General features: G+C 32.9%; 28 protein-coding genes. 5 read left to right on the top strand and 23 right to left on the bottom strand.

All coding sequences use genetic code 11. The annotated features are described in order from the left end of the window. Nucleotides 1-28 precede the first annotated feature (28 nt). From OD803_RS10535 to OD803_RS10550, 4 genes are all read right to left on the bottom strand, one after another. Nucleotides 29-706, bottom strand: a complete 678-nt coding sequence (locus OD803_RS10535; protein ID WP_129760235.1) for a metal-dependent hydrolase — start codon at nt 704-706, stop codon at nt 29-31. Nucleotides 707-718: 12 nt separating this feature from the next. Continuing rightward, nucleotides 719-2,218, bottom strand: coding sequence for a hypothetical protein (locus tag OD803_RS10540; protein ID WP_262733372.1), 1,500 nt, complete (start codon nt 2,216-2,218; stop codon nt 719-721). A 189-nt stretch (nt 2,219-2,407) separates the two neighbouring features. Then, complete coding sequence (gene menA / locus OD803_RS10545) at nt 2,408-3,310, bottom strand: 1,4-dihydroxy-2-naphthoate octaprenyltransferase (RefSeq protein ID WP_129760237.1); 903 nt, start codon at nt 3,308-3,310, stop codon at nt 2,408-2,410. Nucleotides 3,311-3,332: 22 nt separating this feature from the next. After that, nucleotides 3,333-4,172: a 1,4-dihydroxy-2-naphthoyl-CoA synthase gene (locus OD803_RS10550; RefSeq protein WP_129760238.1), complete on the bottom strand. Its 840-nt coding sequence runs from the start codon at nt 4,170-4,172 to the stop codon at nt 3,333-3,335. A 105-nt stretch (nt 4,173-4,277) separates the two neighbouring features. On the opposite strand from OD803_RS10550, the gene OD803_RS10555 reads away from it, so the two are divergent. Together OD803_RS10555 and OD803_RS10560 are read left to right on the top strand one after the other, a co-directional pair. Further along, complete coding sequence (locus OD803_RS10555) at nt 4,278-4,709, top strand: hypothetical protein (RefSeq protein WP_129760239.1); 432 nt, start codon at nt 4,278-4,280, stop codon at nt 4,707-4,709. Nucleotides 4,710-4,963: 254 nt separating this feature from the next. After that, on the top strand, nt 4,964-5,392 hold the full coding sequence (locus tag OD803_RS10560; protein ID WP_262733373.1) for a hypothetical protein: 429 nt from the start codon (nt 4,964-4,966) through the stop codon (nt 5,390-5,392). On the opposite strand, the gene OD803_RS10565 is transcribed toward OD803_RS10560, so the two are convergent. The 5 genes from OD803_RS10565 to OD803_RS10585 all read right to left on the bottom strand — a co-directional run bounded on the left by OD803_RS10565 (nt 5,380) and on the right by OD803_RS10585 (nt 10,268). After that, nucleotides 5,380-6,210: a CvfB family protein gene (locus tag OD803_RS10565; RefSeq protein WP_262733374.1), complete on the bottom strand. Its 831-nt coding sequence runs from the start codon at nt 6,208-6,210 to the stop codon at nt 5,380-5,382. The genes OD803_RS10560 and OD803_RS10565 overlap by 13 nt on opposite strands. Nucleotides 6,211-6,295: 85 nt before the next feature. Then, a complete protein-coding gene (locus OD803_RS10570; protein WP_129760242.1) occupies nt 6,296-6,634 on the bottom strand; it encodes a DUF2853 family protein in 339 nt (112 codons plus the stop codon). 91 nt (nt 6,635-6,725) lie between these two features. After that, nucleotides 6,726-8,489 carry a 2-succinyl-5-enolpyruvyl-6-hydroxy-3-cyclohexene-1-carboxylate synthase gene (gene menD / locus OD803_RS10575; protein ID WP_262733375.1) on the bottom strand — a complete coding sequence of 588 codons (1,764 nt, stop codon included), beginning with the start codon at nt 8,487-8,489 and terminating at the stop codon, nt 6,726-6,728. A 61-nt stretch (nt 8,490-8,550) separates the two neighbouring features. Continuing rightward, entirely contained in the window at nt 8,551-9,378 is an 828-nt protein-coding gene (gene ygiD / locus OD803_RS10580) for a 4,5-DOPA dioxygenase extradiol (protein ID WP_262733376.1), read from the bottom strand. 17 nt (nt 9,379-9,395) lie between these two features. Next, entirely contained in the window at nt 9,396-10,268 is an 873-nt protein-coding gene (locus tag OD803_RS10585; RefSeq protein ID WP_262733377.1) for an SDR family oxidoreductase, read from the bottom strand. A 143-nt stretch (nt 10,269-10,411) separates the two neighbouring features. Between OD803_RS10585 and OD803_RS10590 the strand changes: the two genes are divergently transcribed. Continuing rightward, nucleotides 10,412-10,777: a winged helix-turn-helix transcriptional regulator gene (locus OD803_RS10590; protein ID WP_262733378.1), complete on the top strand. Its 366-nt coding sequence runs from the start codon at nt 10,412-10,414 to the stop codon at nt 10,775-10,777. Here the strand turns inward: OD803_RS10590 and OD803_RS10595 are convergent. Next, nucleotides 10,774-11,886, bottom strand: coding sequence for a chorismate-binding protein (locus OD803_RS10595; protein WP_262733379.1), 1,113 nt, complete (start codon nt 11,884-11,886; stop codon nt 10,774-10,776). The two genes, OD803_RS10590 and OD803_RS10595, sit on opposite strands and share 4 nt — an antisense overlap. Then, the gene (locus OD803_RS10600) at nt 11,886-12,311 is read right to left on the bottom strand and encodes a PaaI family thioesterase (protein ID WP_129760246.1); all 426 of its coding nucleotides are present in this window, start codon (nt 12,309-12,311) and stop codon (nt 11,886-11,888) included. Before OD803_RS10600 ends, OD803_RS10595 begins: the two co-directional genes overlap by 1 nt. A 53-nt stretch (nt 12,312-12,364) precedes the next feature. Here OD803_RS10600 and OD803_RS10605 point away from each other — a divergent pair, with 53 nt between their 5' ends. Together OD803_RS10605 and OD803_RS10610 are read left to right on the top strand one after the other, a co-directional pair. Beyond that, a complete protein-coding gene (locus OD803_RS10605; protein WP_262733380.1) occupies nt 12,365-13,000 on the top strand; it encodes an alpha/beta hydrolase in 636 nt (211 codons plus the stop codon). Further along, entirely contained in the window at nt 12,997-13,572 is a 576-nt protein-coding gene (locus tag OD803_RS10610; RefSeq protein WP_262733381.1) for a GNAT family N-acetyltransferase, read from the top strand. Before OD803_RS10605 ends, OD803_RS10610 begins: the two co-directional genes overlap by 4 nt. 7 nt (nt 13,573-13,579) lie before the next feature. Here the strand turns inward: OD803_RS10610 and OD803_RS10615 are convergent, their stop codons facing one another. From OD803_RS10615 to OD803_RS10670, 12 genes are all read right to left on the bottom strand, one after another. Then, a complete protein-coding gene (locus OD803_RS10615) occupies nt 13,580-14,056 on the bottom strand; it encodes a hypothetical protein (protein WP_262733382.1) in 477 nt (158 codons plus the stop codon). Between the two features lie 11 nt (nt 14,057-14,067). Further along, nucleotides 14,068-14,490 (bottom strand): META domain-containing protein, encoded by a 423-nt coding sequence (locus OD803_RS10620; RefSeq protein WP_262733383.1) that lies wholly within the window; start codon nt 14,488-14,490, stop codon nt 14,068-14,070. 77 nt (nt 14,491-14,567) lie between these two features. Beyond that, nucleotides 14,568-14,888 carry a YtxH domain-containing protein gene (locus OD803_RS10625; RefSeq protein WP_262733384.1) on the bottom strand — a complete coding sequence of 107 codons (321 nt, stop codon included), beginning with the start codon at nt 14,886-14,888 and terminating at the stop codon, nt 14,568-14,570. Nucleotides 14,889-15,041: 153 nt separating this feature from the next. Then, complete coding sequence (locus OD803_RS10630) at nt 15,042-16,814, bottom strand: DUF6119 family protein (RefSeq protein ID WP_262733385.1); 1,773 nt, start codon at nt 16,812-16,814, stop codon at nt 15,042-15,044. 158 nt (nt 16,815-16,972) lie between these two features. Further along, nucleotides 16,973-17,275: a phosphoribosylpyrophosphate synthetase gene (locus OD803_RS10635; RefSeq protein WP_262733386.1), complete on the bottom strand. Its 303-nt coding sequence runs from the start codon at nt 17,273-17,275 to the stop codon at nt 16,973-16,975. 21 nt (nt 17,276-17,296) lie between these two features. Then, complete coding sequence (locus OD803_RS10640) at nt 17,297-17,689, bottom strand: OsmC family protein (RefSeq protein WP_131506974.1); 393 nt, start codon at nt 17,687-17,689, stop codon at nt 17,297-17,299. 64 nt (nt 17,690-17,753) lie between these two features. Next, on the bottom strand, nt 17,754-18,641 hold the full coding sequence (locus OD803_RS10645) for a pirin family protein (RefSeq protein WP_262733387.1): 888 nt from the start codon (nt 18,639-18,641) through the stop codon (nt 17,754-17,756). Between the two features lie 46 nt (nt 18,642-18,687). After that, nucleotides 18,688-18,846 (bottom strand): hypothetical protein, encoded by a 159-nt coding sequence (locus OD803_RS10650; protein ID WP_262733450.1) that lies wholly within the window; start codon nt 18,844-18,846, stop codon nt 18,688-18,690. A 73-nt stretch (nt 18,847-18,919) separates the two neighbouring features. Then, complete coding sequence (locus OD803_RS10655) at nt 18,920-19,375, bottom strand: GNAT family N-acetyltransferase (RefSeq protein WP_262733388.1); 456 nt, start codon at nt 19,373-19,375, stop codon at nt 18,920-18,922. A 26-nt stretch (nt 19,376-19,401) separates the two neighbouring features. Then, nucleotides 19,402-20,031: a YiiX/YebB-like N1pC/P60 family cysteine hydrolase gene (locus tag OD803_RS10660; RefSeq protein ID WP_262733389.1), complete on the bottom strand. Its 630-nt coding sequence runs from the start codon at nt 20,029-20,031 to the stop codon at nt 19,402-19,404. 5 nt (nt 20,032-20,036) lie between these two features. Further along, nucleotides 20,037-20,999: a nitronate monooxygenase gene (locus tag OD803_RS10665; protein ID WP_262733390.1), complete on the bottom strand. Its 963-nt coding sequence runs from the start codon at nt 20,997-20,999 to the stop codon at nt 20,037-20,039. A gap of 92 nt (nt 21,000-21,091) precedes the next feature. Beyond that, nucleotides 21,092-21,574: a hypothetical protein gene (locus OD803_RS10670; protein WP_262733391.1), complete on the bottom strand. Its 483-nt coding sequence runs from the start codon at nt 21,572-21,574 to the stop codon at nt 21,092-21,094. Nucleotides 21,575-21,663: the final 89 nt, after the last annotated feature.

Below are 21,663 nucleotides of genomic sequence, written 5' to 3' on the forward strand. Positions count from 1 at the left end.
ATAGTTAGTTATACATTTTTATCAACAGCTATAGCTCAATACTCTCGCCTATTTCTAGCAGCATTAAGTCTTTGTTTTTGTCAAAAAATTGACGTTTGGCTTCTTCGTGGTCAATTTCAATATATCCAAAGGTATCAAAGTGGTAACCCAATACTTTATCGCATTGCACAAAATCGCTCGCTGTAATGGCATCTTCAATTCCCATGGTAAAATTGTCACCTATTGGTAAAATGGCTAAGTCTAGTTTAGTACGCAATGGTATCAGTTTCATATCCATAGTTAAGGCTGTATCACCAGCTATGTAAATGTTTTTGTGTTCGCCTTCAATCACAAAACCTCCTGGTTGCCCACCATAACTACCATCAGGAAACGACGAGGTATGAATAGCGTTAACGTATTTTACCATACCAAATTCAAAATCCCACGAACCACCATGATTCATTGGGTGTACTTCAAAGCCTTGGGCTTCATAATACGAGGTAATTTCAAAATTAGATACAATAACTGCATTGGTGTGTTTTGCAATGGCTTCGACATCTAAAATATGATCTTGATGCGCATGCGTAATCAAAATATAATCGGCTTTTAAACTGTTGATGTCTATATGTTTTGCCTTGTCATTGGCAGTAATAAAAGGGTCTACCAAAATATGTACGTCGTTAACTTCAATGCCTAAAGCGGCATGACCGTAAAATGTAATTTTCATAGGATTACTGTTTTATTTTAAAATCATAAATTGTTTTTTCTTTCTACCATCACTAGCCATAATAAAGGTGTTGTTTTCAAAGGTACCAAAGTATGGTGTGTAGTAGGTATTGCCTTTATTGTCTTGTATTTTGTCGTAAGACACTTTTCCATCAGCTGAATATACAAAATCAAATAACGCAGTAGATTCTAGGAAGCCTTTTGACACTTTGGTTCTACCATCATTCTTTTCGGTAAGTCGCTTACCAGAATTTAAAATAACGTGCAATTGGTCGTCTTTTAAAAAGGCATTATACGAAGGTGCTGTTGCTTTTTTAAATATGCTTCGTCCCCAACTTAACTCTCCTTTAGCATCAAATTTCATAATTAAAATATCGTCATAATGGTAGGTTGTTACCCAATAACCTCCTGTAGTTCCTGTTGACACATAGGTTTGTGTAATATAAAACTCTTCGGCTAAAATGTAAGTATTACCATTGTTATCTTGCAATACATAATCTACATAAAAGTTAGAAATCTCTTTCCCTTTAGATTTTTTTCGGTCTGCTCTGTTTTCACCATACAAATCTTTATACACCTCAATTGGCAGCTCATAAGAACGTTTACGTTTTACAGCAAGCGCTTTGGTATCAATTACAAAATTGCAACCACCTTTAATCTTAAATACATTTTTTTCAGAATAAAACCCTAGCAAGTGTAATTCATCTTGAATGATAGAAATATTAAGCGACTGGATGTGCTCATCTTCGCCTAAAGAAATTGTGATATCATTTGTACCAGACTGTGTGACTTTGTTAAGTACAAACTCGTAATTAGCATCTCCTTTTCGTTTTAACGAACGTCCTTTAATAAACAATTTTCCTAGTCCGTAAACCGTTGCGTTATCGTCAATAGATAAATCGTTGTGCTCATAAAAACGCTTTTCGTGTTCTTGGTACGCCTTTTCGTAAAGCAGGCTTAAATTGTTAGAGTTAAACACTCTAATAGTGTAAGAGTTGCTGTTCTTTTTAATATTATCGGTAGTTATGGCAAAATAATTTCCGTTTGGTGAAATGGCAAAACTGGTTTGACGCTTGTTTTGTCCTGAAAACAACAACTGCTTCTTCTCTACTGTAGTTTCAAAAAGTTTGACCTTTTTATGAGTTTTAGCTGCAATGTCAAAAATATGGCAGTACACAATACGCTCAGTCTTTTTTGGCGCATAAACAGTAAAAAATTTAATCTCGTTGTCATAAAATAACTCACCTACAAACGTTTCTTTTTTATCGCTCTCTACAACCTCATTAAATACTTTTTTAAGATTAGCGTCAAAAATATCAAACAGAATATCTCTTTTACTATTACGCACTATACCTGTAAGTCCAGACTCTGTAGTATGAATTGAAAGGATATCGTTAGCTTTAACTTTGTCTTTGTATTCTTCACTTTCGGTAACGGTTAGTTTAGTAGTACTTTCTTGGGCTGTAGCAAAATGTAATGTCAAAAGCATTACAATTAGGGCGAGTTTTTTCATGTAAGTGTTTTATTGTTAATTTAAGGAAGAAAAGTACAAAAAAACTCAGACACATTGAAACACATATGTCTGAGTTTTAAAGCCCCAAATTTCATTGCCAACACTGTAGCAAAATATGCTGACCTACAAAATTTTCGAATTAAATATATAAATTAATTTATTGATTTACAAGTGTTTATGTAAATATTTTTATAAGATATATCCTACACCTAAAAGTACAGAAAATAAAAACGTGGTAAGTGCCAATACTTTTAACTGCGAATCGAAGTCTGAAGCAGTTTTAGCTTTACTTATTTTTTTGGCATGAATTATCAACGGAATGTAAGCCACAAAAAACAAAAAGTTTAGTGGTGAGGTGTAATACAAAATGGTAAACACTAGCGAGACCAATATAGCTCCAAAAATTAATGCTAGATGATACGTTTTAGAGCGTTGCTTACCTAGTTTTACGGCAAGTGTAATTTTATTTGACAATATATCAGAATCGATATCTCGCATATTGTTTAAATTGAGCACACCAACACTTAATAGCCCTAATGAAATTGAAGGTAAAACCACATTGTGGTCTATCTTATTAGCATATAAAAAGTAGCTACCCATTACACTTACAAGTCCAAAAAAGATAAACACAAAAACATCTCCTAATCCTCTATAACCATAGGCTTTTGAACCCATAGTGTAGTTGATTGCTGCATAAATACTAAGTCCTGCCAACACAATAAACAATAGTGAATACAATAGATTACCTTGCCCAAAAGACATATAAATAAGCAAAAGTGATAATACAATAACTATAAGTATATTTACCTTAATGGCTTCCAACATTTGAGCTGGAGTAATGCTTCCGCTTTGTATTGCACGTTCTGGTCCTTGTCGTTCATTATTGTCGGTACCTTTAACACCATCGCCATAATCGTTAGCAAGATTTGATAAAATTTGTAACGCTACTGTAGTTAAAATAGCAAGTACAAAAATGGCTGTATTATAGTTTCCGCTATAAAACGCGAAACAGGTTCCAATAATAATTCCAGAAACAGATAAAGGAAGTGTTCTTAGTCGAAAAGCAGACAACCAAGGTTTAAGTTTACTCATTCAAATAATTTTTATGGCTAAATCAAGGAATCCACTTTTTATCAAAATTTGGCTTTCTTTTTTCTAAAAAGGCATCTCTACCTTCTTTAGCTTCATCAGTCATATAAGCCAAACGTGTTGCTTCACCAGCAAATACTTGCTGTCCTACCATACCATCATCGGTTAGGTTCATAGCAAATTTAAGCATTTTTATAGAGGTTGGTGATTTTGCCAATATCTCTTGAGCCCACTCATAGGCTGTATCTTCAAGCTCGTCGTGAGGAATTACAGCGTTTACCATTCCCATTTCAAAAGCTTCTTGTGCAGAGTAGTTTCTTCCTAAGAAAAAGATTTCACGTGCTTTTTTTTGACCTACCATTTTAGCTAAATAAGCCGATCCATAACCACCATCAAAACTGGTAACATCAGCATCAGTTTGTTTAAAAATAGCGTGTTCTTTACTAGCAAGCGTTAAATCGCAAACTACGTGTAAACTATGTCCTCCACCAACTGCCCAACCAGGAACTACAGCTATAACCGCTTTTGGCATAAAACGAATTAAACGTTGTACTTCAAGAATATTAAGTCTGTGGTAACCATCTTCACCAACATACCCTTGATGTCCTCTAGCTTTTTGGTCTCCTCCACTACAAAAACTCCAAATTCCATCTTTGCTTGAAGGGCCTTCGGCAGAAAGTAACACTACACCTATACTTGTATCTTCATTAGCATCGTAAAATGCATCGTAAAGTTCGCTTGTTGTTTTTGGTCTAAAAGCGTTTCTAATATCAGGTCTGTTAAAGGCTATCCTAGCAACTCCATTACACTTTTTGTAGGTAATATCTGTATACTCTTTGGCTGTTTGCCAATCAATTTTACTCATAAGAATTGTTTTCAGCGTAAAAATACATATTTACATCTAATTTAAATTCATTTTTTTGGTCGGACTTTGACGCGTAACTAATTTTGCACAAAAGACGATTGATAAATGAAGGTTTTAGATTCTCCTATAGCAAATCAGGTCGAGGCTACGTATTGCCTTGAGGTTGGCGATTTTCATTTTTTCAAAAATCTTGTAGTTGCAGAATTTAAACAAGGCGCTTATGTTTCTTTTGAAGATTATAAAGAAGCTTATGAGCTATGTCTTGATATTTTTAATAATACGCCTTTTGGCTTTATCTCTAACAGAGTTAATTCTTATTCTATAAACCTAGTTGATGCACAAGAGCATCGAAAAAAACTTAAACTGTTGCACGCTTATGCTATAGTTACTTATAGCCATAATTCAAAACGAATGCTTATAGTGGAAGACCACTATTTCAATTTAAAAAGAAAAAGGTTTAACGCGTTCATTGATGCTTTTAATTGGGTGAACAAAAAAGTAGTTTTAGCTACTCAAAGCGTTAAAGAAAATCATTAAAACAAGCTTTGTTTGACGTTTTATATCACTTATAAACAAACGCAATCGTTTTCGCTACAAACAACACACAAACAATTATTAATCAACTGTTTGCAAACCAATTAAGCTCAAAAGCAAAACTTTAAAAACTTCTCACTAAAACACATTAACTATTATAAAATTAACACTAAAAACGTTAAAGTGCAATGGATTACATTTAAGACCTCTTGTTACACAGTATCTTTGCCGCTGATTTTTTAAAAACAACCTATTTAATGCGATTAACAGAGTCCCAATTAAAATCTAAAATCCTAAAAACCTACAACTTAAAAAATGGTATCGCTCATTTTTTTGAAAACTTTGTTGTTATTGAAACAAGTGAAGGTGTTTTTAGTGATTTTGAAAATTCTAAAGACTTAATTTCGCTTATCGATTTACATTTTGGTACTCAAAAGCCTTTTGGTATTATCTCAAACAGAGTAAATTCTTACTCCATAAATATTTTAGATTCTGAAAAATTTAAACAGAGATTTCCAAACGCTATAGCCAAAGCTGTTGTCGCTTATTCTAATCGTACTACAGACATTTCTAAACTAGAAAGCTACTTTTGTCATATAAAAAGAAAAGACTTTACTTGCCTACTAGAAAGTGAAAAATGGATGAGAAAAGAGTTAAATAACTCTAATGTGACCTATTTAAGGTAAATTCCGTCTTCCTTAATTTCAATACGTTTTTGCTTGTATAATGTACCAATTGCTTTTTTAAAGCTCTTTTTACTCATTTGAAGCTGGTCTTTAATGGTGTCTGGATCAGACTTGTCATTAAGATTTAAATAACCTGAGTTATCTTCAAGTTCTTTTAAAATGAGTTCAGCATTTGGCTCGATACTTCTGTAACCTATTTGCTCTAAAACAATATCTAACTTGTTGTTATGACGTATTTTTTTTACATAACCTTTAAGTTGGTCTCCTATGCTAATATCTTTAAAAATGTCTTCGTTAAAAATAAGTCCTGAATGCTTTTTATTGACAATTACATTCATTCCTATTTCAGATGGATGGGATACAATGATATCAACTTCTTCAAACTGTGATACAGTTAATTCTTTATTATCTAAAAACCTGTTGGTTTTACTTGAAGCTACAAGACGTTCAGTTTCTTCATCTAAATAGCAATACACCAAATACCAACCACCTGTTCTCATTTTAAACGCTTGTTCTTTAAATGGACAAAACAGTTCTTTTACCATTCCCCAATCTAAAAAAGCACCAAACTTAGTAACCTGATTACATCTTAATACTGCGAAATCGCCTTTTTTAATGTAGGGTTTGTCAGTAACCGCAACAAGACGTTCTTCGTTATCAAGATAAACAAATACTTCTAGTTTGTCTTCAATTTCAAAAGACTCAGGCACGTAACGATTAGGCAATAAAACTTCATTACCTTCACCATCTCCTAAGAACAATCCTGGATCGGTTTCTCTAAGGATTTCTAATGTATTGTATTCTCCTATATTTATCATGTTGCAAAGGTAATGATATTAGTTTATGGATATAAAAAAAGCGCTACAAGTTTGTAACGCTTATATATTGTTTTAAAACAGACTTTTAGTAAGCCGATTCTTTCTTAAAATGCTTAGTCAATAAATAATATACAACAGCTCTGTATTTATTTCTGTTTGACTGACCATATTGCTCCATTACTTTAGCAATACCTTTATCTAAATCTGGACTGTCTTTTAATCCTAATTTCTTGATTAAGAAGTTGTTTTTTACAGTAGCCAACTCTGACTCATCAGAACCTGATACTGTAGATGCATCAGCATTATATATTGATGGTCCACAACCAATAGTTACTTTTGTTAATAAGTCCATATCTGGTGTTACACCAACTTTGTCTTTTAAATCAGCTGCATATTTTGCAATTAGTTCGTCTCTTTTGCTCATTTTGTAAAATTTTAGTTTTTAAAAAATTAATCGTTATTAAATATAGCTATTTTTTAGACACCTAAAAAGTCAAAAAGTCACTTTTTAACGATTACTTAATGTAACTGAAGTAGTTAAGCAATATTTCGTCATTTATTGTTGAAGGTGTAAACACCTCAAGCAACATTGGTTGTTTTGATGCATTAAAGAAGGTTGATAACTGCTCGTTCAACTGCGTTTGATCATGAGCTGTTTTATAATCTAAACCATGCATTTCGCACAACTGCTTTGCTGTAAGGTTGTGTTTGGTTTCAAAATACTGGTCAAAGTTTTCGGTGTTTTTATGTCCTGGAAGAATACGGAAAATACCTCCTCCTCCATTGTTAATAACAATAATCCTGAAGTCTTTAGGAATATAGTTATTCCACAACGCATTATTATCATATAAAAAACTCAAATCACCAGTAACAAAGGTTGTTTGGTTTTTATTGGCAACTGCAAAACCTATAGCTGTACTTGTACTTCCATCAATACCACTTGTTCCTCTGTTGCAAAATACCTGCAAAGATTTGCTAATATTAAACAATTGCGAATATCTAATGGCTGAACTATTACCTATTTGTAATGCTGTTTGTTTTGGTAATGCTTTAAAAACAGTATCAAAAACTTTAAAATCACTAAAAGGAATTTCTGCTAAATACGCTTTATGTAAATCGTTTCGTTTTTGTTTTACTGCTTTCCAAACTGACTTATAGTTACTCTTTTTAAAGTGTGTTATTTTTGGAAGAAACTCAGAGAAAAACTCATTAGGAGTAGTTTCAATATGCTTTTCTAAACAAAAAAAGGTATCGTTTGCTTTTTTACTGTCAATATGCCAATGCTGTTTAGGTTTGTGGTTTCTTAAAAAAGCTTTCACTTTTTTAGACACTACCATACCACCAAAAGTTAACAAAATATCAGGTTGCAACTCAGTAAACTCAGCATCAGTAAGTGGTGCAATTATTTTATCGATACTTGGAAAAAACTCCTTGTGATGCAAATTAGATGTGGTTTCAGTAAACACAATAACACTATTGTCGTTTGCCAATTCATCTAACCATTTTTGCTCAATCTCGTTTGGAGGATTAACACCTACCAAAATCATTTTTTTAGAAGCATCACTCCAATCTTCTAAACACAGCTTTAAATCGACACTATCAACTTTTTTCGGTGAAGCATCTACTGTAATTACTTTTGGGTTAACTGACAATTCCTTAACCGTTTCATACAAAGGTTCATCAAACGGAACATTGATATGCACAGGTCCTAATTTGTGAATTGCAGTATTAAGTGCAAGATTTATTTCTTCTTCGTTTTCTTCCTGTAGAGCTTGCTTAATTCCTAAAAAGCGTTCCAGTTTATTTTCAATACTCTTTATTATAGCAGGCTCATCATCGTCTCCACTTGTTTTTGGCAAGTTTTTAATATCGAGCTTTAAATTTGCTGAATATAAAATGTGATTTTTATAAACATCTTTTTGATTGATGGTTTGTCCATCTCCAATACCAACTAGGTGTTTAGGTCTATCTGCCGAAATCACCACTAAGGGAACATCGCTATAAAATGCTTCAGCAACAGCTGGATAATAGTTTAATAATGCACTTCCTGAAGTACACACTAATGCAGTAGGATGCTGAGTATTTTGAGCGATTCCTAAAGCAAAAAAAGCAGCACTACGTTCATCTACTATGCTATAGCAAGTAAAAAATGGATCGTGAGTAAAACCTATAGTTAAAGGTGCATTTCTGCTACCTGGAGACAATACTATATGCTTAATATTTTTAGCTTTACAAAGCTGAATAACTGTTTGTGCTAGCGGAATTTTTGGGTATGACATACAATTCTATAAAATAGTCTTACAAAATTACTTAATATGCACGACTTAACGAATTTTAATACTACCCTATTTTTACCGAAGTCATCGTTAGTGAACCTGCAACAGGTGTATCATTAAAAAATTGTATATCATCTTTAGACGTTTGAAGTCCTAAAGTATACAATAAAGGATAGTAATGATCTGGAGTTGGTATGGCTTTAACAATGTCGTTATGCAATGATTTATAATTGATTAAATCCTTATGATTACCATCTGTTATTTTGGTTTTGAAAAGCTCATTAATCTCTAAAGCCCAATCAAACCCATAAGTCTGCTCAACCTTATCCCAAGCAATCATTTTTAAGTTGTGTACCATATTACCACTACCAACAATAAGCACTCCTTTTTTTCTTAATTCTAACAACTGTTGCGCTAATTTATAATGATATTCAGGTGGTTTAAAATAGTCTATACTCATTTGCACAACAGGAATGTTAGCTTTTGGATACATATGACTGATAACACTCCAAGCACCATGATCGAGTCCCCATTCATCATCTAATCCTACATGAGTTGATGTAATATGATGCGTAATTTCTTCAGCTAACGTAGGTAATCCCTTTGCAGGATATTGAACATCAAAAAGCTCTTGAGGGAAACCGCCAAAATCATGAATGGTTTTTGGTGCTTCCATATTAGTAACAAACGTACCGTTAGTTAACCAATGTGCAGAAATACATAAAATAGCAATAGGTGTTTCCAAAGTTTCACCAAGTGCATTCCACTGTTGTGTAAATGCATTGTTTTGAATAGCATTCATAGGAGAACCATGCCCTACAAATAACACAGGTTGAACTGTATCTTTGTAAGGCAGGTTATTTTTCCATGTATATAAATCAGAATCTGTCATAAATACAAATTTCAGAATTATTCTTTAAAGTATGTGTCTTTTAGATAGCTAGATATTGAAATTAAGTCTTTTCCTAAAAGATTTTTAAGCTCATCTGTAGGATTATTAAACTCATCTGCTGCAATACCTATACTAAAACCTAACCTTAAATCTATAAATGGCTTTGGAACATTGTTTTGTGTTAATGTCGCTACAAAATCTTCTGGTTTAGGGCTTGTATAAGAAATTGTTTGATTTGATAATTTTGATAATTCTTGAGCTATATCCTGCATAGATAATACTTTGTCATTACCAAACTCATATACTTTATTGTTGTGCCCTGAAGTTGTTAATATTATTGCTGCGCCTTCTGCTAAATCTTTTCTTGAGACAAATGACACTTGTCCTTGTTCTGTAGGAATGTAAATAGTTTTAGTATCTAATACATTATCACCTATAAACAATGGAATCACTTCCATATATAATGCATGCTTAAGTATTGTATAGGTTAATCCTGAATCTTTTAGTTTTTGTTCTGTATCTAAATGTGAATTTGCTATAAAACCTATAACACTATCTTTCTTATCAGTTTTTCTTTGAAAACTTGTATAAACTATATGCTCAATACCAGCTTCAATAGCTGCATTAACTACATTTTCGTGTTGGCTATCTCGTTTTTCTATATCTGATGCTGATACAAAATATAGCTTTTTAATTCCTGTAAAAGCGTTTACTAATGTTTTGTAATTATCATAATCACCTTGTCTTACTTCAACGCCTAATTTTTTTAAGTTTTCAACTTTGCTAGTGTCTCTTGATAATACTGCTATTTCTGATGCTTGTACTTTGTTCAAAAGTTGTTTAACAACTAAATCTCCTAACTGTCCGCTTGCGCCTGTTACTAAAATCATTTTTTCTATTTTTTTAATTAATATAATATATTTACTTACTTTTGGTTAGTCAAAGGTAAAAAGTAACTATATTTTTCACAAGAACTTACCTGTAAATCAGACGCTTACTTTAAAGTTAGTAATGCTAAAATGAGTGTATTAACATGGAAAAAAACTTAAAAAAAATTGAAATAAATAATTGCCCTGTCAGAAATGTACTAGATAGATTTGGCGATAAATGGTCTATTTTAATTCTTCTTATACTAAATGAAGAACCTGTTCTACGTTTTAATGAAATACATAAATCTATTGGAGATATTTCACAGAAAATGCTTTCTGTAACATTAAAATCACTAGAAGCAGATGGATTTGTAAGTAGAAAAGTTTACCCACAAATTCCTCCAAAAGTAGAATATCGTCTTACAGCATTAGGTATTAGCTTAATACCACACATAGATAGCTTGACAAAATGGTCTTTACAGAATATGGAAACCATAATGTCAAACAGGAAAGCTTATAAAAATGCTTAATAAAGCACCTTTTTCATAATTCTTGCTTTTGCTACTGTTTCTAACCATTCAGCTTCTGGATTGGAGTCTTTTGTAATCCCTCCTCCTACAAAAACAGTTGCAGTATCATCTACAATTTCCATACAACGTAAATTCACATACAAATTTGTGGTTGTTTTTACTGTTGCATACGCATTGTTTTCAACATTTCGTCGATTGCGATTTCTGGTTTTACTGTCTTGTAAATTAAGTGTTCCTAAAAACCCTGAGTAAAAGGTTCTTTGATAGTTTTCGTGTTTTAAAATAAAGGTCTTAGCTGCCTCTTTAGGCAAACCACATACAGCTGGTGTTGGATGCAAAATTTCTATCACATGCTGTAAATCGTCCTTAAGTAAGCCTGTTATTTTAGTTTTAAGGTGCAATAAATTTCCTGCTTTTACTGTATTGACTTCACCAATGCTTATACTTTTTACAGTTTTAGACAGTCCGTCAACAATAAAATCAGTTACTATTTGCTGCTCTTGTTGTTCTTTTTGTCCCCAAACCACATCCATATTCCCTTTATATTCTTGGGTTCCTGCCAGTGCCATTGTTGAAAATCTATTATTCTCTACCGATAACAATGTTTCAGGTGTCGCACCTATCCACAACCCAACTTTTGGGTGGTACCATAGGTACACAAACGCAGTAGGATAATTTTCCAAAACATCTTCAAACAATTGAAATATGGTTTTGGTCTTTATGTTTACAGTCTCTTTTCTAGACAATACAACCTTTTCAAATTCTCCAGAAACAATAGCTTCAACACCTTGCTTTATAAGTTGAATATGTTGCTGCTTTTCATCTTCTTGCTCTTCAACAGAAACCTCAACCTCAACTTTGGTATTAGTAGATTTATAATCACTAACAATATGTTTTGAAGCTGCTTGCGGAATTAAAACTGTTTTAGCTTCAGAATTAAAAGGTGCAAAAACAAAACCTCTTTCTGAGAAATTTTCAACAGAAAACAAGATATCATTTAACTGCAAATAAGCGTTTAGCCTTGACTGGTTTGGTGATCGGTAAACCACAAAAGGCAATTGATTGCTATATTGCTGAGATAATCGCGCTATTAAAGACTGAAACTCCATTATTTCTTTTTAGGCAAACTAATAGTAGACAATCTACAAATAGAGACTAAGTTATCGTTATCATCAGTAACACGAATGTCTAACAACTGTGTTGTTCTTCCTTTATGTAAAAAAGTAGCTTTAGCGTACACATGACCTTCGGTTACACTTTTTACATGGTTAGCAGTAATCTCAATACCACGTACAAAAACCTCTTCTAAGTTTGAGAATATATTTGAAGCAAAACTACCAACACTTTCAGCCAAAGCAGCTGTTGCTCCACCATGCAACACTCCATCTGGTTGGTACACTCTAGAGTTTACAGGCATTTTTGCAACTAGAAAATCATCTCCATAATCAATCATTTCAATTTGTAAGGTTTCCATTAAGGTGTTCTTACTAATTGCGTTTGCTTGTTTTAATATCTCTTCTTTAGTTAATGGCATAAATACTGTATTTTTAATGTCGCTAACAAAAATACAAAAACAAAGAGCAAAATATGACTCAAGTTGAAAAGGAAATAAGCTATACTACTACAAACTCATACTCCACTTTAAACACGTTAACCAAAAGCACTAAAACTGTATGGTTTGTGTGTCATGGCATGGGTTATTTAAGTCGGTATTTTCTAAACTATTTTAAGCAATTTGATGCTAATGAAAACTATTTTATTGCACCACAAGCACAAAGTAAATACTATATTCCGCCAAAATCTAAATATGTTGGTGCAAGTTGGCTTACCAAAGAAAACACTGTGAAAGAAACCGAAAATGTCATGCGTTATTTTGATGCTGTTTTTGAAGCTGAAAATATACCCAACAACCTCAATTTTATTGTGCTTGGTTACTCGCAAGGTGTTAGTGTAGCAATGCGCTATCTTGCAAAACGCAAACTACAATGCTCTCATTTATATATTCATTCTGGTGGAATTCCTAAAGAGCTAACTCCTGAAGATTTTAGTTATTTAAGCACCAAAGTCTCTCTAATTTATGGTACTGAAGACGAATATCTAAACGAAGAACGCATTGCTTATGAAATACAACGTGCAAAGTCCCTTTTTGGTGATACTGTAAGCATTCATCCTTTTGAAGGCAAACATGTAGTGAATGTAGATTTAATAAAAAGATTAGCATGAATATTCCTCCAATAGAAAACGATCGTGTTAGCTTAACCTTACTCGATTTAAGCAATTATAAAAAGTTGCAAGACATTGCTAATGAAAAAGACTTAATTGCCTATTCGCCTAGCGATATTTCTTCTCCTGAAAGCCTGAAAAACTATGTGCAAAATGCTATTGATGGCTTTTACCATAAAACTATTATTCCGTTTATTATCTACGATAAACAAAAACAGAAATTTGCTGGCAGCACACGTTTTGGTCGCATCAACTGGGACAATAAAACACTACATATTGGTTGGACTTGGATAGGACGCGAGTTTCAAGGTAGCAGACTCAATACCAACATGAAGTTTTTAATGCTACAATATGCCTTTGAAACTTTAGCATTTGAAAAAGTAGAATTTAGAATAGATGAGCGCAACATACGTTCTAGGAAAGCTGTAGAAAAACTTGGTGCTACACTTGAAGGGATTCTTAGACGTGATGTGGTTTTAAAAGATGGTTTTCGACGTAATACCTGCTGCTATGGTATTTTAAAAGACGAATGGCCAACTATAAAGTTGACCATTTTTAAAGAGTTTAATTAAAGTTGTATTACTCACACGTAGTTCTTACCAATGGCATTGTAGACGTGTATTTAATAGTTGCTCTGTCTTGAAACGCTGTTCCAGAGTCGTTTAATTCTCCATAGCCTTCAATTAAAACAGAATCATTGACCTTAAATGCAACTTCACGCATACTTTCAACACCTTCTGAAGTAAATGTATAAGTTCCTATAAGTTTATCATCGTTTAAAGTTCCTTTAAATACACCTTGGTTTGCATCTTTTTTAGCATAGGCATAACTTAAAGTTCCTGTAATACTATCTTCTAGAATATTGGTGATTTTAAACCTTACCTTGTTATTGTCTTTATTATACTCAAAGCAACCCAATTCCACCAAAGCGGTTAGTGTTTCTTCATTTGCAATAACCTCTTTAACATCGTGTATTACCTCTTTTGTAGTGTCTTTATTGTCTTTACAGCTACTTAAGCTTAGTATAGCACATACTATTAAAACGATTTGTTTCATTGCTTAATAAGTTAAGGTGTTACGCTTTTAAATCGCATCATTGTGACATCGTCTATCAATAAATGCAGTTTACCTTCCTCATCAATTGTATAGGTATTTACTTTTTTAATGGTATTTTTAAAATGGTTTTCGCCTTCGCCACAATACATCATAGTTGCAGGTCCTGGTTCGCCAAAAGAAATGCTATTACCATCAATAGTAACACTAGCCGAATACCCATTACAACCACTGTTACCAGTGACTTTTTGGTCTTCTTTATTAAATGTTATTTGTGGTTTCTTATCAGGAAAAAGACCCTCAAAAGCAATTCTTGGACCAGATAAATGCTCCAGTTCCCATTGTGTGTTATACAATGCATCTTCGCTTGAAGATTTTGAAGAATTACAAGCTGTCACTAATACTAACAGCAGTAGTACAAAAGATAGTTTTTTCATGTCTTAGATGTGTTTTTATTAATCTTGAAGTTACACTTTTTTTGGTAAACAGTAGTCACCAAAACATTAAAAAACGATTAACTGGTTTGCTGTAATGTTTTATTTTTTTCTTTAAGCACAGCCAATTGTTTTTCTAAAAAAGTAATGGCTTTTTCGGTTTTGTAACTGGCTTTAGATGCAAAATCCTTTGCCTCTGCTTTAAACTTTTCTTTACCAGATTGTGCAGCTTTAGACACATCGTCTTTTACTTCGGTAAAGTCGCTTACTATTTGGTCTTTTAGGTCCTTACCTTCTTTTTTAAGTTTATCTCTGGTTACTTTACCTTTTTCTGGAGCTAGCAACACACCTACTCCTGCTCCTATTAGTACGCCTAGTACTATTGCACCTTTATGTATCATAACTATATTTTTTTTAAGGTTAAACGTGTTTACTTATAAGTAGTAAACTATTGCATTTTGTTACAAACAAGCTGTGTGCCAAATTGATAGGAAGGAATGGATTTTTTAAAATATTGCTTGAAGTTATGGTTATACTTTTTTGCCCACAGTTATTTACACGTCCGCAATGTCGAATATCTTAATCGGATAAAGCGATGACATATCTTGGACACATTGAATTAATGAGTATTTTGCAATATTTGACTTACTTTTCTCAATTTTATCTTTTGTGCTTTGTTTTCCTTTCAAGGATTTGTATGCCATTACATAAACAACTTCTTTGTTTACGTTGAATTTATTCAAAAACGATTTTTTGTCAATTTTATTTGTATTCTTTTTGTTATAACTATCTACAATTGAAGAAAGATATGATGAACTCCCTGAATTGAAGTCGTTCCAAAAACGATTAGCTGAAATTGTTATTTGGTTTGCGACATCTCTGATTTTTGCATCAAAACCATCTTTTACGTGTACTAAATAGATAGTGTTTGAATCTTCGTACATTATATCACAGAATTCAATGTTATCCGGAAGCATTTTGTCAAAGACATAATAGTCTTTTAAATTATTATATTTTAGATTATATGCGCCTTCATCATTAATCGTTGAATCCCAAGCGATGTTTAAAAAATTACTCCTTAAAATATTTTTATCAATTAAGTTAATACATCTATCGTTAATACTATTGATAAAGTCATTTTTAACTTTATACCAAGTGCTGTCTATTTGAAAGACAGGTTTGCCATTATATTTTATCTCGCAAGTTATATGCTGTAAAAACATTGCGTGTGTTTTTCGCGTTTTGTCACGATAACCGAAAACTCTCATACCAAGGATCATTTTGCTAAATTCAAATTGATCATTAGTATTATCAAAAAGGTATTTAAGACCTTCTTTGTAAAGTAAGTTTCTATCAGTTGTTTCAAAAAAAGGTGTTTTTTGTCCTTTCGTTTTTAATTCATATCTGTTACATTCATAAAAGTCTTGAATTTTAGAAGGATGAATGAAATCTATATCAAATTTATATGGATTTGCTGTCCTATTTGGTCCTAGCATATTTAGCATATCATTTCTTACTTCACTTAATAGAATTTTTTGAAACTCATCTTCGACTAATGTTGGATCTTGAACCTTTGTAAATGTTGATATTGAAGTAGGTTTATGTTTTCGATGAATTTCATTTATCTTTTTAAATATCTGATGTAAAGACTTGAACTTTATTGCGTGTTTGATTAAAAAATAGGAACCAACTTCTGTGTAAATAGTTTCATTACTAAAACCAACAAAGTCAAAAACTGTGTTCTTTAAATCTTCTCTTAAAACCAGATTTATTTTCGTTGGTATTTCTGTAAATTTTAATGAGTCCAATAATGTTCTACCATTTCTATAAACTCCACTTTGTTGGGCTACTCTACCCGAAATTCCACGTGCGGTTAATGATACTACAATGTCGTCTTTCGGAATTGTCAAATATTCATAGAATTCTAATCCAAAACGGTTATTCATAAACCTTTTAATAACTCTTATTCCACCACCTCCAACTATAGCGAAAATGTCTCCTTTAATTGAAGCAAATAGAACAAATGATATTTTTAAAACATCAAAATTATGATTTTGAGCTATTGTTGAAGGTAAATAATTTTTCCAGTAAGAATCTTTTAATGTTTCATTATAAACGTAAGAATAATAATCAACCTCGTCAAAATTGGTTTTGGGGATTCTTACTCCGATTGCTTTTGAGTCATCAACTAATTCACGATGTTTATCTACAATAAAATTGATCGTTTTTTCCGCTCCTCCAATATTTTTTAATTCATAGAAATCCCTGTTGATTTTAAAAATCTTAATTTCCGAGAATTCCTTACTATCAAAAAAATTTTGGTTCATTCGAGGTGATTTTCATAATTGTGGTAACTACAAAAAGGCATGGATAGTTTTAATTATCTATATCTACCGTTAAGCGAAGTTAGTTTTTTAACATTTTAAAATCAACACCTTAGGCTTTTAACTTGTAAACACTTATCAACAAATGATTAATAAAAACTTTAATCCATCTTAAGCTTTTGTAGCATTTCGTTGGTAATGGTTTCGGTATAAATACCATAACCGTTTACCAATTGTCCTTTTAAACCATACTTTTCTGATGAAATGGCATACAGTATACTATTATCTCCTGGATCGCTCATGCCTTCAAAACGGAAGTACTCGTCTATTTCAAACTCATTATGAAATACTGTAAACTCACCATTTCTACATTCAATACAGTTTTGCTTAAGGTTAAAGTCTTCAACATAACCTTCTTCGCGTAGCGCGTTCATAGCTTGACTTAAGGTTTCAAAATCTCTCATAATTTTATGTTTTAACTTGTGTTATTTTAACGCAGACTCAACAACAATTTCTCCTGTAATCATTTTTTCAATAGGACATTTTGAACCCATCTGTAAGAGTTTTTGGCGTTGTTCATCATCAAGGTTACCAATGAGCTCGATCTCCTTTTTAAAGGTTACTGTTTGAGTGGTTATATTGCGTTTAAAACCAACATTAACAATTACTTGTTGTAAATCCCATTCCTTTCTATTGGCATACATCCTGATAGTCATAGCAGAACATGCAGCCAATGACGACTCTAACAGTTCGGTTGGTGTTAAGCCTAAATTTTGTCCGCCAACCGATTCTGGCTCATCAGCAGTTATAATATGATTTTTAGCTTGAATTTCGGTTTTATAAAGTTGTGTGCCAATGGCAGCTGATACGGTTTTCATTATTGTTTATTGGTATTATTAATGTAATTCAACTTAAATTTCATCTTCGATTTGAATGAAAATATCATCCTCCAAAACGTTTTGGTTCTGGTAATGGAATACGTACGGTTTCGGTTGGTACACTCGGAAATTTGTTGTCCTTCCAATCTTGTTTGGCTTTTTCAATAAGCGCTTTGTCTGAAGCTACAAAATTCCACTCAATAAAACGTTCTTCTGGAAAAGCGTCACCACCAAAAATATACACGGTTGAATTGGCTTCAATTTCAAAAGCACAAAGTGTCGCATCTTTAGCTACCAAAAGTTGTTTAGGTCCATAGGTATGACCATCGCTAGTAATGCTACCTTCTAGAATATAAAGCGCGCTTTCGCCAAATAAATGTTCGCCAATGGAAATGGTTTTGGTTTCGGTTGTTTTAATTTCGATAAAATACAACGGACTATACACTGGCACAGGCGACTGCTTGCCAAAGGCTTTACCTGCTATGAGTTTAAATTGCACGTTGTTGTCTGTCCAACTAGGAATGTCGTTTGCAGAAACGTGTGTAAACGATGGTTCGCATTGCTCATCGGCTTTTGGTAAAGCCACCCAAATTTGTAACCCATGAAGCATTTTTTTAGAATCTCGTAAACGGTCTGGTGTACGCTCGGTATGTACAACGCCTTTTCCTGCGGTCATCCAGTTTACAGCTCCAGGAGTAATTTCCATAGCTGTTCCTAAACTATCGCGATGCATTACAGCACCTTCAAACAAAAAGGTTAAGGTAGACAAGCCAATATGCGGATGCATCGCAATATCCATATTATCTTGGTCGCTCATACAAGCTGGACCCATGTGGTCAATAAAAATGAATGGTCCTACCATTCGTTTTTGACGAAAGGGTAACAATCTACCAACAATAAAATTGCCTATGTTAGCTGCGCGTTCTTCAATTATTAATTTGGTATTAGACATAATTTTTGTTGTGTTTAAAGTTTATCATAACCCTTAAATTTTGGGTTTACATTTGTGTGTGGTTTCTAACTTCAAAAGGTGCAGGAATGTCTTCTTTTGCTAATGACACAGCTAATCCTAGCACAGCAAATATGCCTCCGCCAACCATTCCGCCTATTCCAATTGATATAGCATCTTTTAAGCTTATTTTTTTGGAATCGGTCATGATATTTTACTTTTTTGGATGATTAGCCTAATATAGTTTTTTTATACCTAATACGTATAATAAAATTTTCTCATCAAAGAATCTTCTTCTCAAAACACACGCTATTTTCTACTCCTGCGTATTGACCGTAATTAGAAATGATGTTATAACCGTTGTGTTTGTAGAGTGCAATGGCCTCTGGTTGTTTAATTCCTGTTTCTAGCTTGCAAGAGGTATAACCCAATGTTTTGGTCCATTGTTCTAGAGCTTTTAAAATTGTAGTAGCAATCCCTTTACCGCGTTGTTCAGGAAATACAAACATTCGTTTTACTTCCATTGAGGTATCATCTAAAGGTTTTATGGCGCCACAACCTACTGCATGATTACCATGATAAGCTACAATGCAATGTTTTAAGGCTTCAATACCATTAAACTGATTGTAAAACTCGTGGTCGTCGCCATCACGAATTTTTAAATCGGCATCTAAATGACTGACTAATGTTATAAAGTCTGAATGTGAAGCGTCTGTATGCTTTAGAGTGATTTCCATACTTTAAAGCTACAAAACTTTTATTATTAATTGGTTGTTAAACTTTTTACAAACTCTAAATGTTTACTGTTTGCCATCCCATTAGGATTACAACCTAGTTTTCCTTCAGGAATTTCAATACCTAATTCTTCATAATGCTTAATCCAACCTTCGTGAAATACTTTGTTTTCAGGGTTTTTAAAAGTCATAGGCTCTAGCTCAAAAATAGCATCTTCTTTAAACACTTCGTAGATATATTCTGAACAATAGAGTCCGTCGTCTTCTAAAATATATGTGGTGTTATAAGGTTGACCCAAAAATGTTTTGGCACGATTGAGCGCGTTTTCAACCTGATTTGAAGTTATGTTTTTAATTCTGTAAAAATCAGCAACATATTTTACAGTATCAGTTGCTTTCATAAAGGCTTCAAGAGGTTCGTGAACGACACCTTTACCTAAATCGGAATGATAGATGTAAACTGTACCCTCTACCACATCACAAACACCAATGTGGCTATAGTTTGTTGCTTTTTGAGTTTGTGTTACATTATTAATTGCTTCAGAGAGCGAACTGCTTGTTGCGCTTCTAAAAACAATATCTCCTGATTGTATTTTGTTTGAATCACTACACGCAAAAACAACACTTAAAATGAGAACTAGAAAGCTTAACCGTTTCAATACTTCTAAATTAATTTACTTACAATGTCTTTAACAGGTAAAATAGCGTTGGTATGTTCTATACTTGGTCCTGCAACCCAAACCGTTTTATAAGTGGCTTGTTGTGCTGCTTTTTCAGTGGCTTTCATGCCAATATAAAAACGGACCATTTTCACCCATTTTTTAAGCTTTCGGTTTTTGTTAAGCATACGTTCTAACCAAGGTGATTTGGTGCCTATTTTTTTTACATAAGGTGTATTGATTACTGTACAAGGTGTTCCTGAAATACGTTCGGTCATAACAATATCATCAGCACCATAATCTACACAAGCTTGTTTGTACTCATTAGTAACTCCTGCTTCTTCTGAAGCAATAAACGGACTACCAACTGAAACACCAGCTGCTCCATAAGCTAACATAGTATCAACATCGGCTTTAGTTCCTACTCCACCTGCTGAAATAACAGGAATAGATAAATTATCGTTTAACGTTTTTATAAGTGTTTGCGGATCTATATTACCACGATGTCCACCAGCTTGATTATTTACAGCCACAACAGCATCAGCGCCTAAACTTTCCACTTTTTGACCGAATTTTAAATCAGTTATATCACAAAAAACTTTAATTCCTACAGCATGTGCTTGATTGATGGTTTCTTCAGGACTTCCTAATGAGGTTAAAATAAAATCGCAACCTTCTTCGCACAATACACGCAGTTGGTCTTTAGCTTTAGGATTGGATTTATTCACTATCAAATTAAAACCAAACGAACCTCCTTCTACTTTTGCTGCTTTTAATTCTTTAATTGCTGCACGTAACTCTTCTAAAGTTCTGTAGTTTAATGCTGGAATGCAACCTGCAATACCACATTTCATAGCTTCTTTAACCATTGCTACATTAGACACCAAAAACATTGGCGCCATAATAATAGGGTGTTTTATATCTAATAACTCGGTTAACTTTGTGCTCATTGTTGTATATTTTGTCAAACAAATATACTATATTTTTATTATGCATGCATAATATTTTAAGTGAATTCTAAAAGCAAGCCAAAGAAAAAAACACCCTATTGGTTAAGTTCTTATTTTTCTGGACTGATAATCTGTGGATAGTAATTTTTAAGAAATTCTTTTTGTCTAGCTATCATCTGTTCCCTTAACTTATCTAACTCCATTAAATCCTTTCCAAAGTTACTATCAAAAAAAGTATCGTTGAAAAAACGTTGGTTAAAAAGTGAATCTTGAGAAAAAATGCCGGCAAAATTATCATCATTAAATTTTGAAAAGCTAGAATGAAATTTTGATTTAAAAGATTCTATTATACTATCTCTGTCTAAAGAAGACAAATTATTTAAATGGCTACTAGAAGACCATGAATAAATGCTATCATACTTAATTAAGTTTCCGTGTTCATCAAACTCTTTATCTACCTTCCAGCTGCCTTTTGGTTTATCATTATTAACATGCTCTTTTAAGTTGCTTAACTCTTTTTTCTCCTCTGAATTTTGTCCATTACAACTTACACACCATGAAAATAACACAAGTAAAAACATATACTTCTTCATAACTAAAAGCCTTAAAAAGTTAAACAAAACTGTATTAAATTCAAGAAGAGATTGTCTATGAACCTCTTCTTGAATATAGTATTAAAACT

The organism is Gaetbulibacter sp. NE (assembly GCF_025548475.1).
GTDB lineage: Bacteria > Bacteroidota > Bacteroidia > Flavobacteriales > Flavobacteriaceae > Gaetbulibacter_B > Gaetbulibacter_B jejuensis.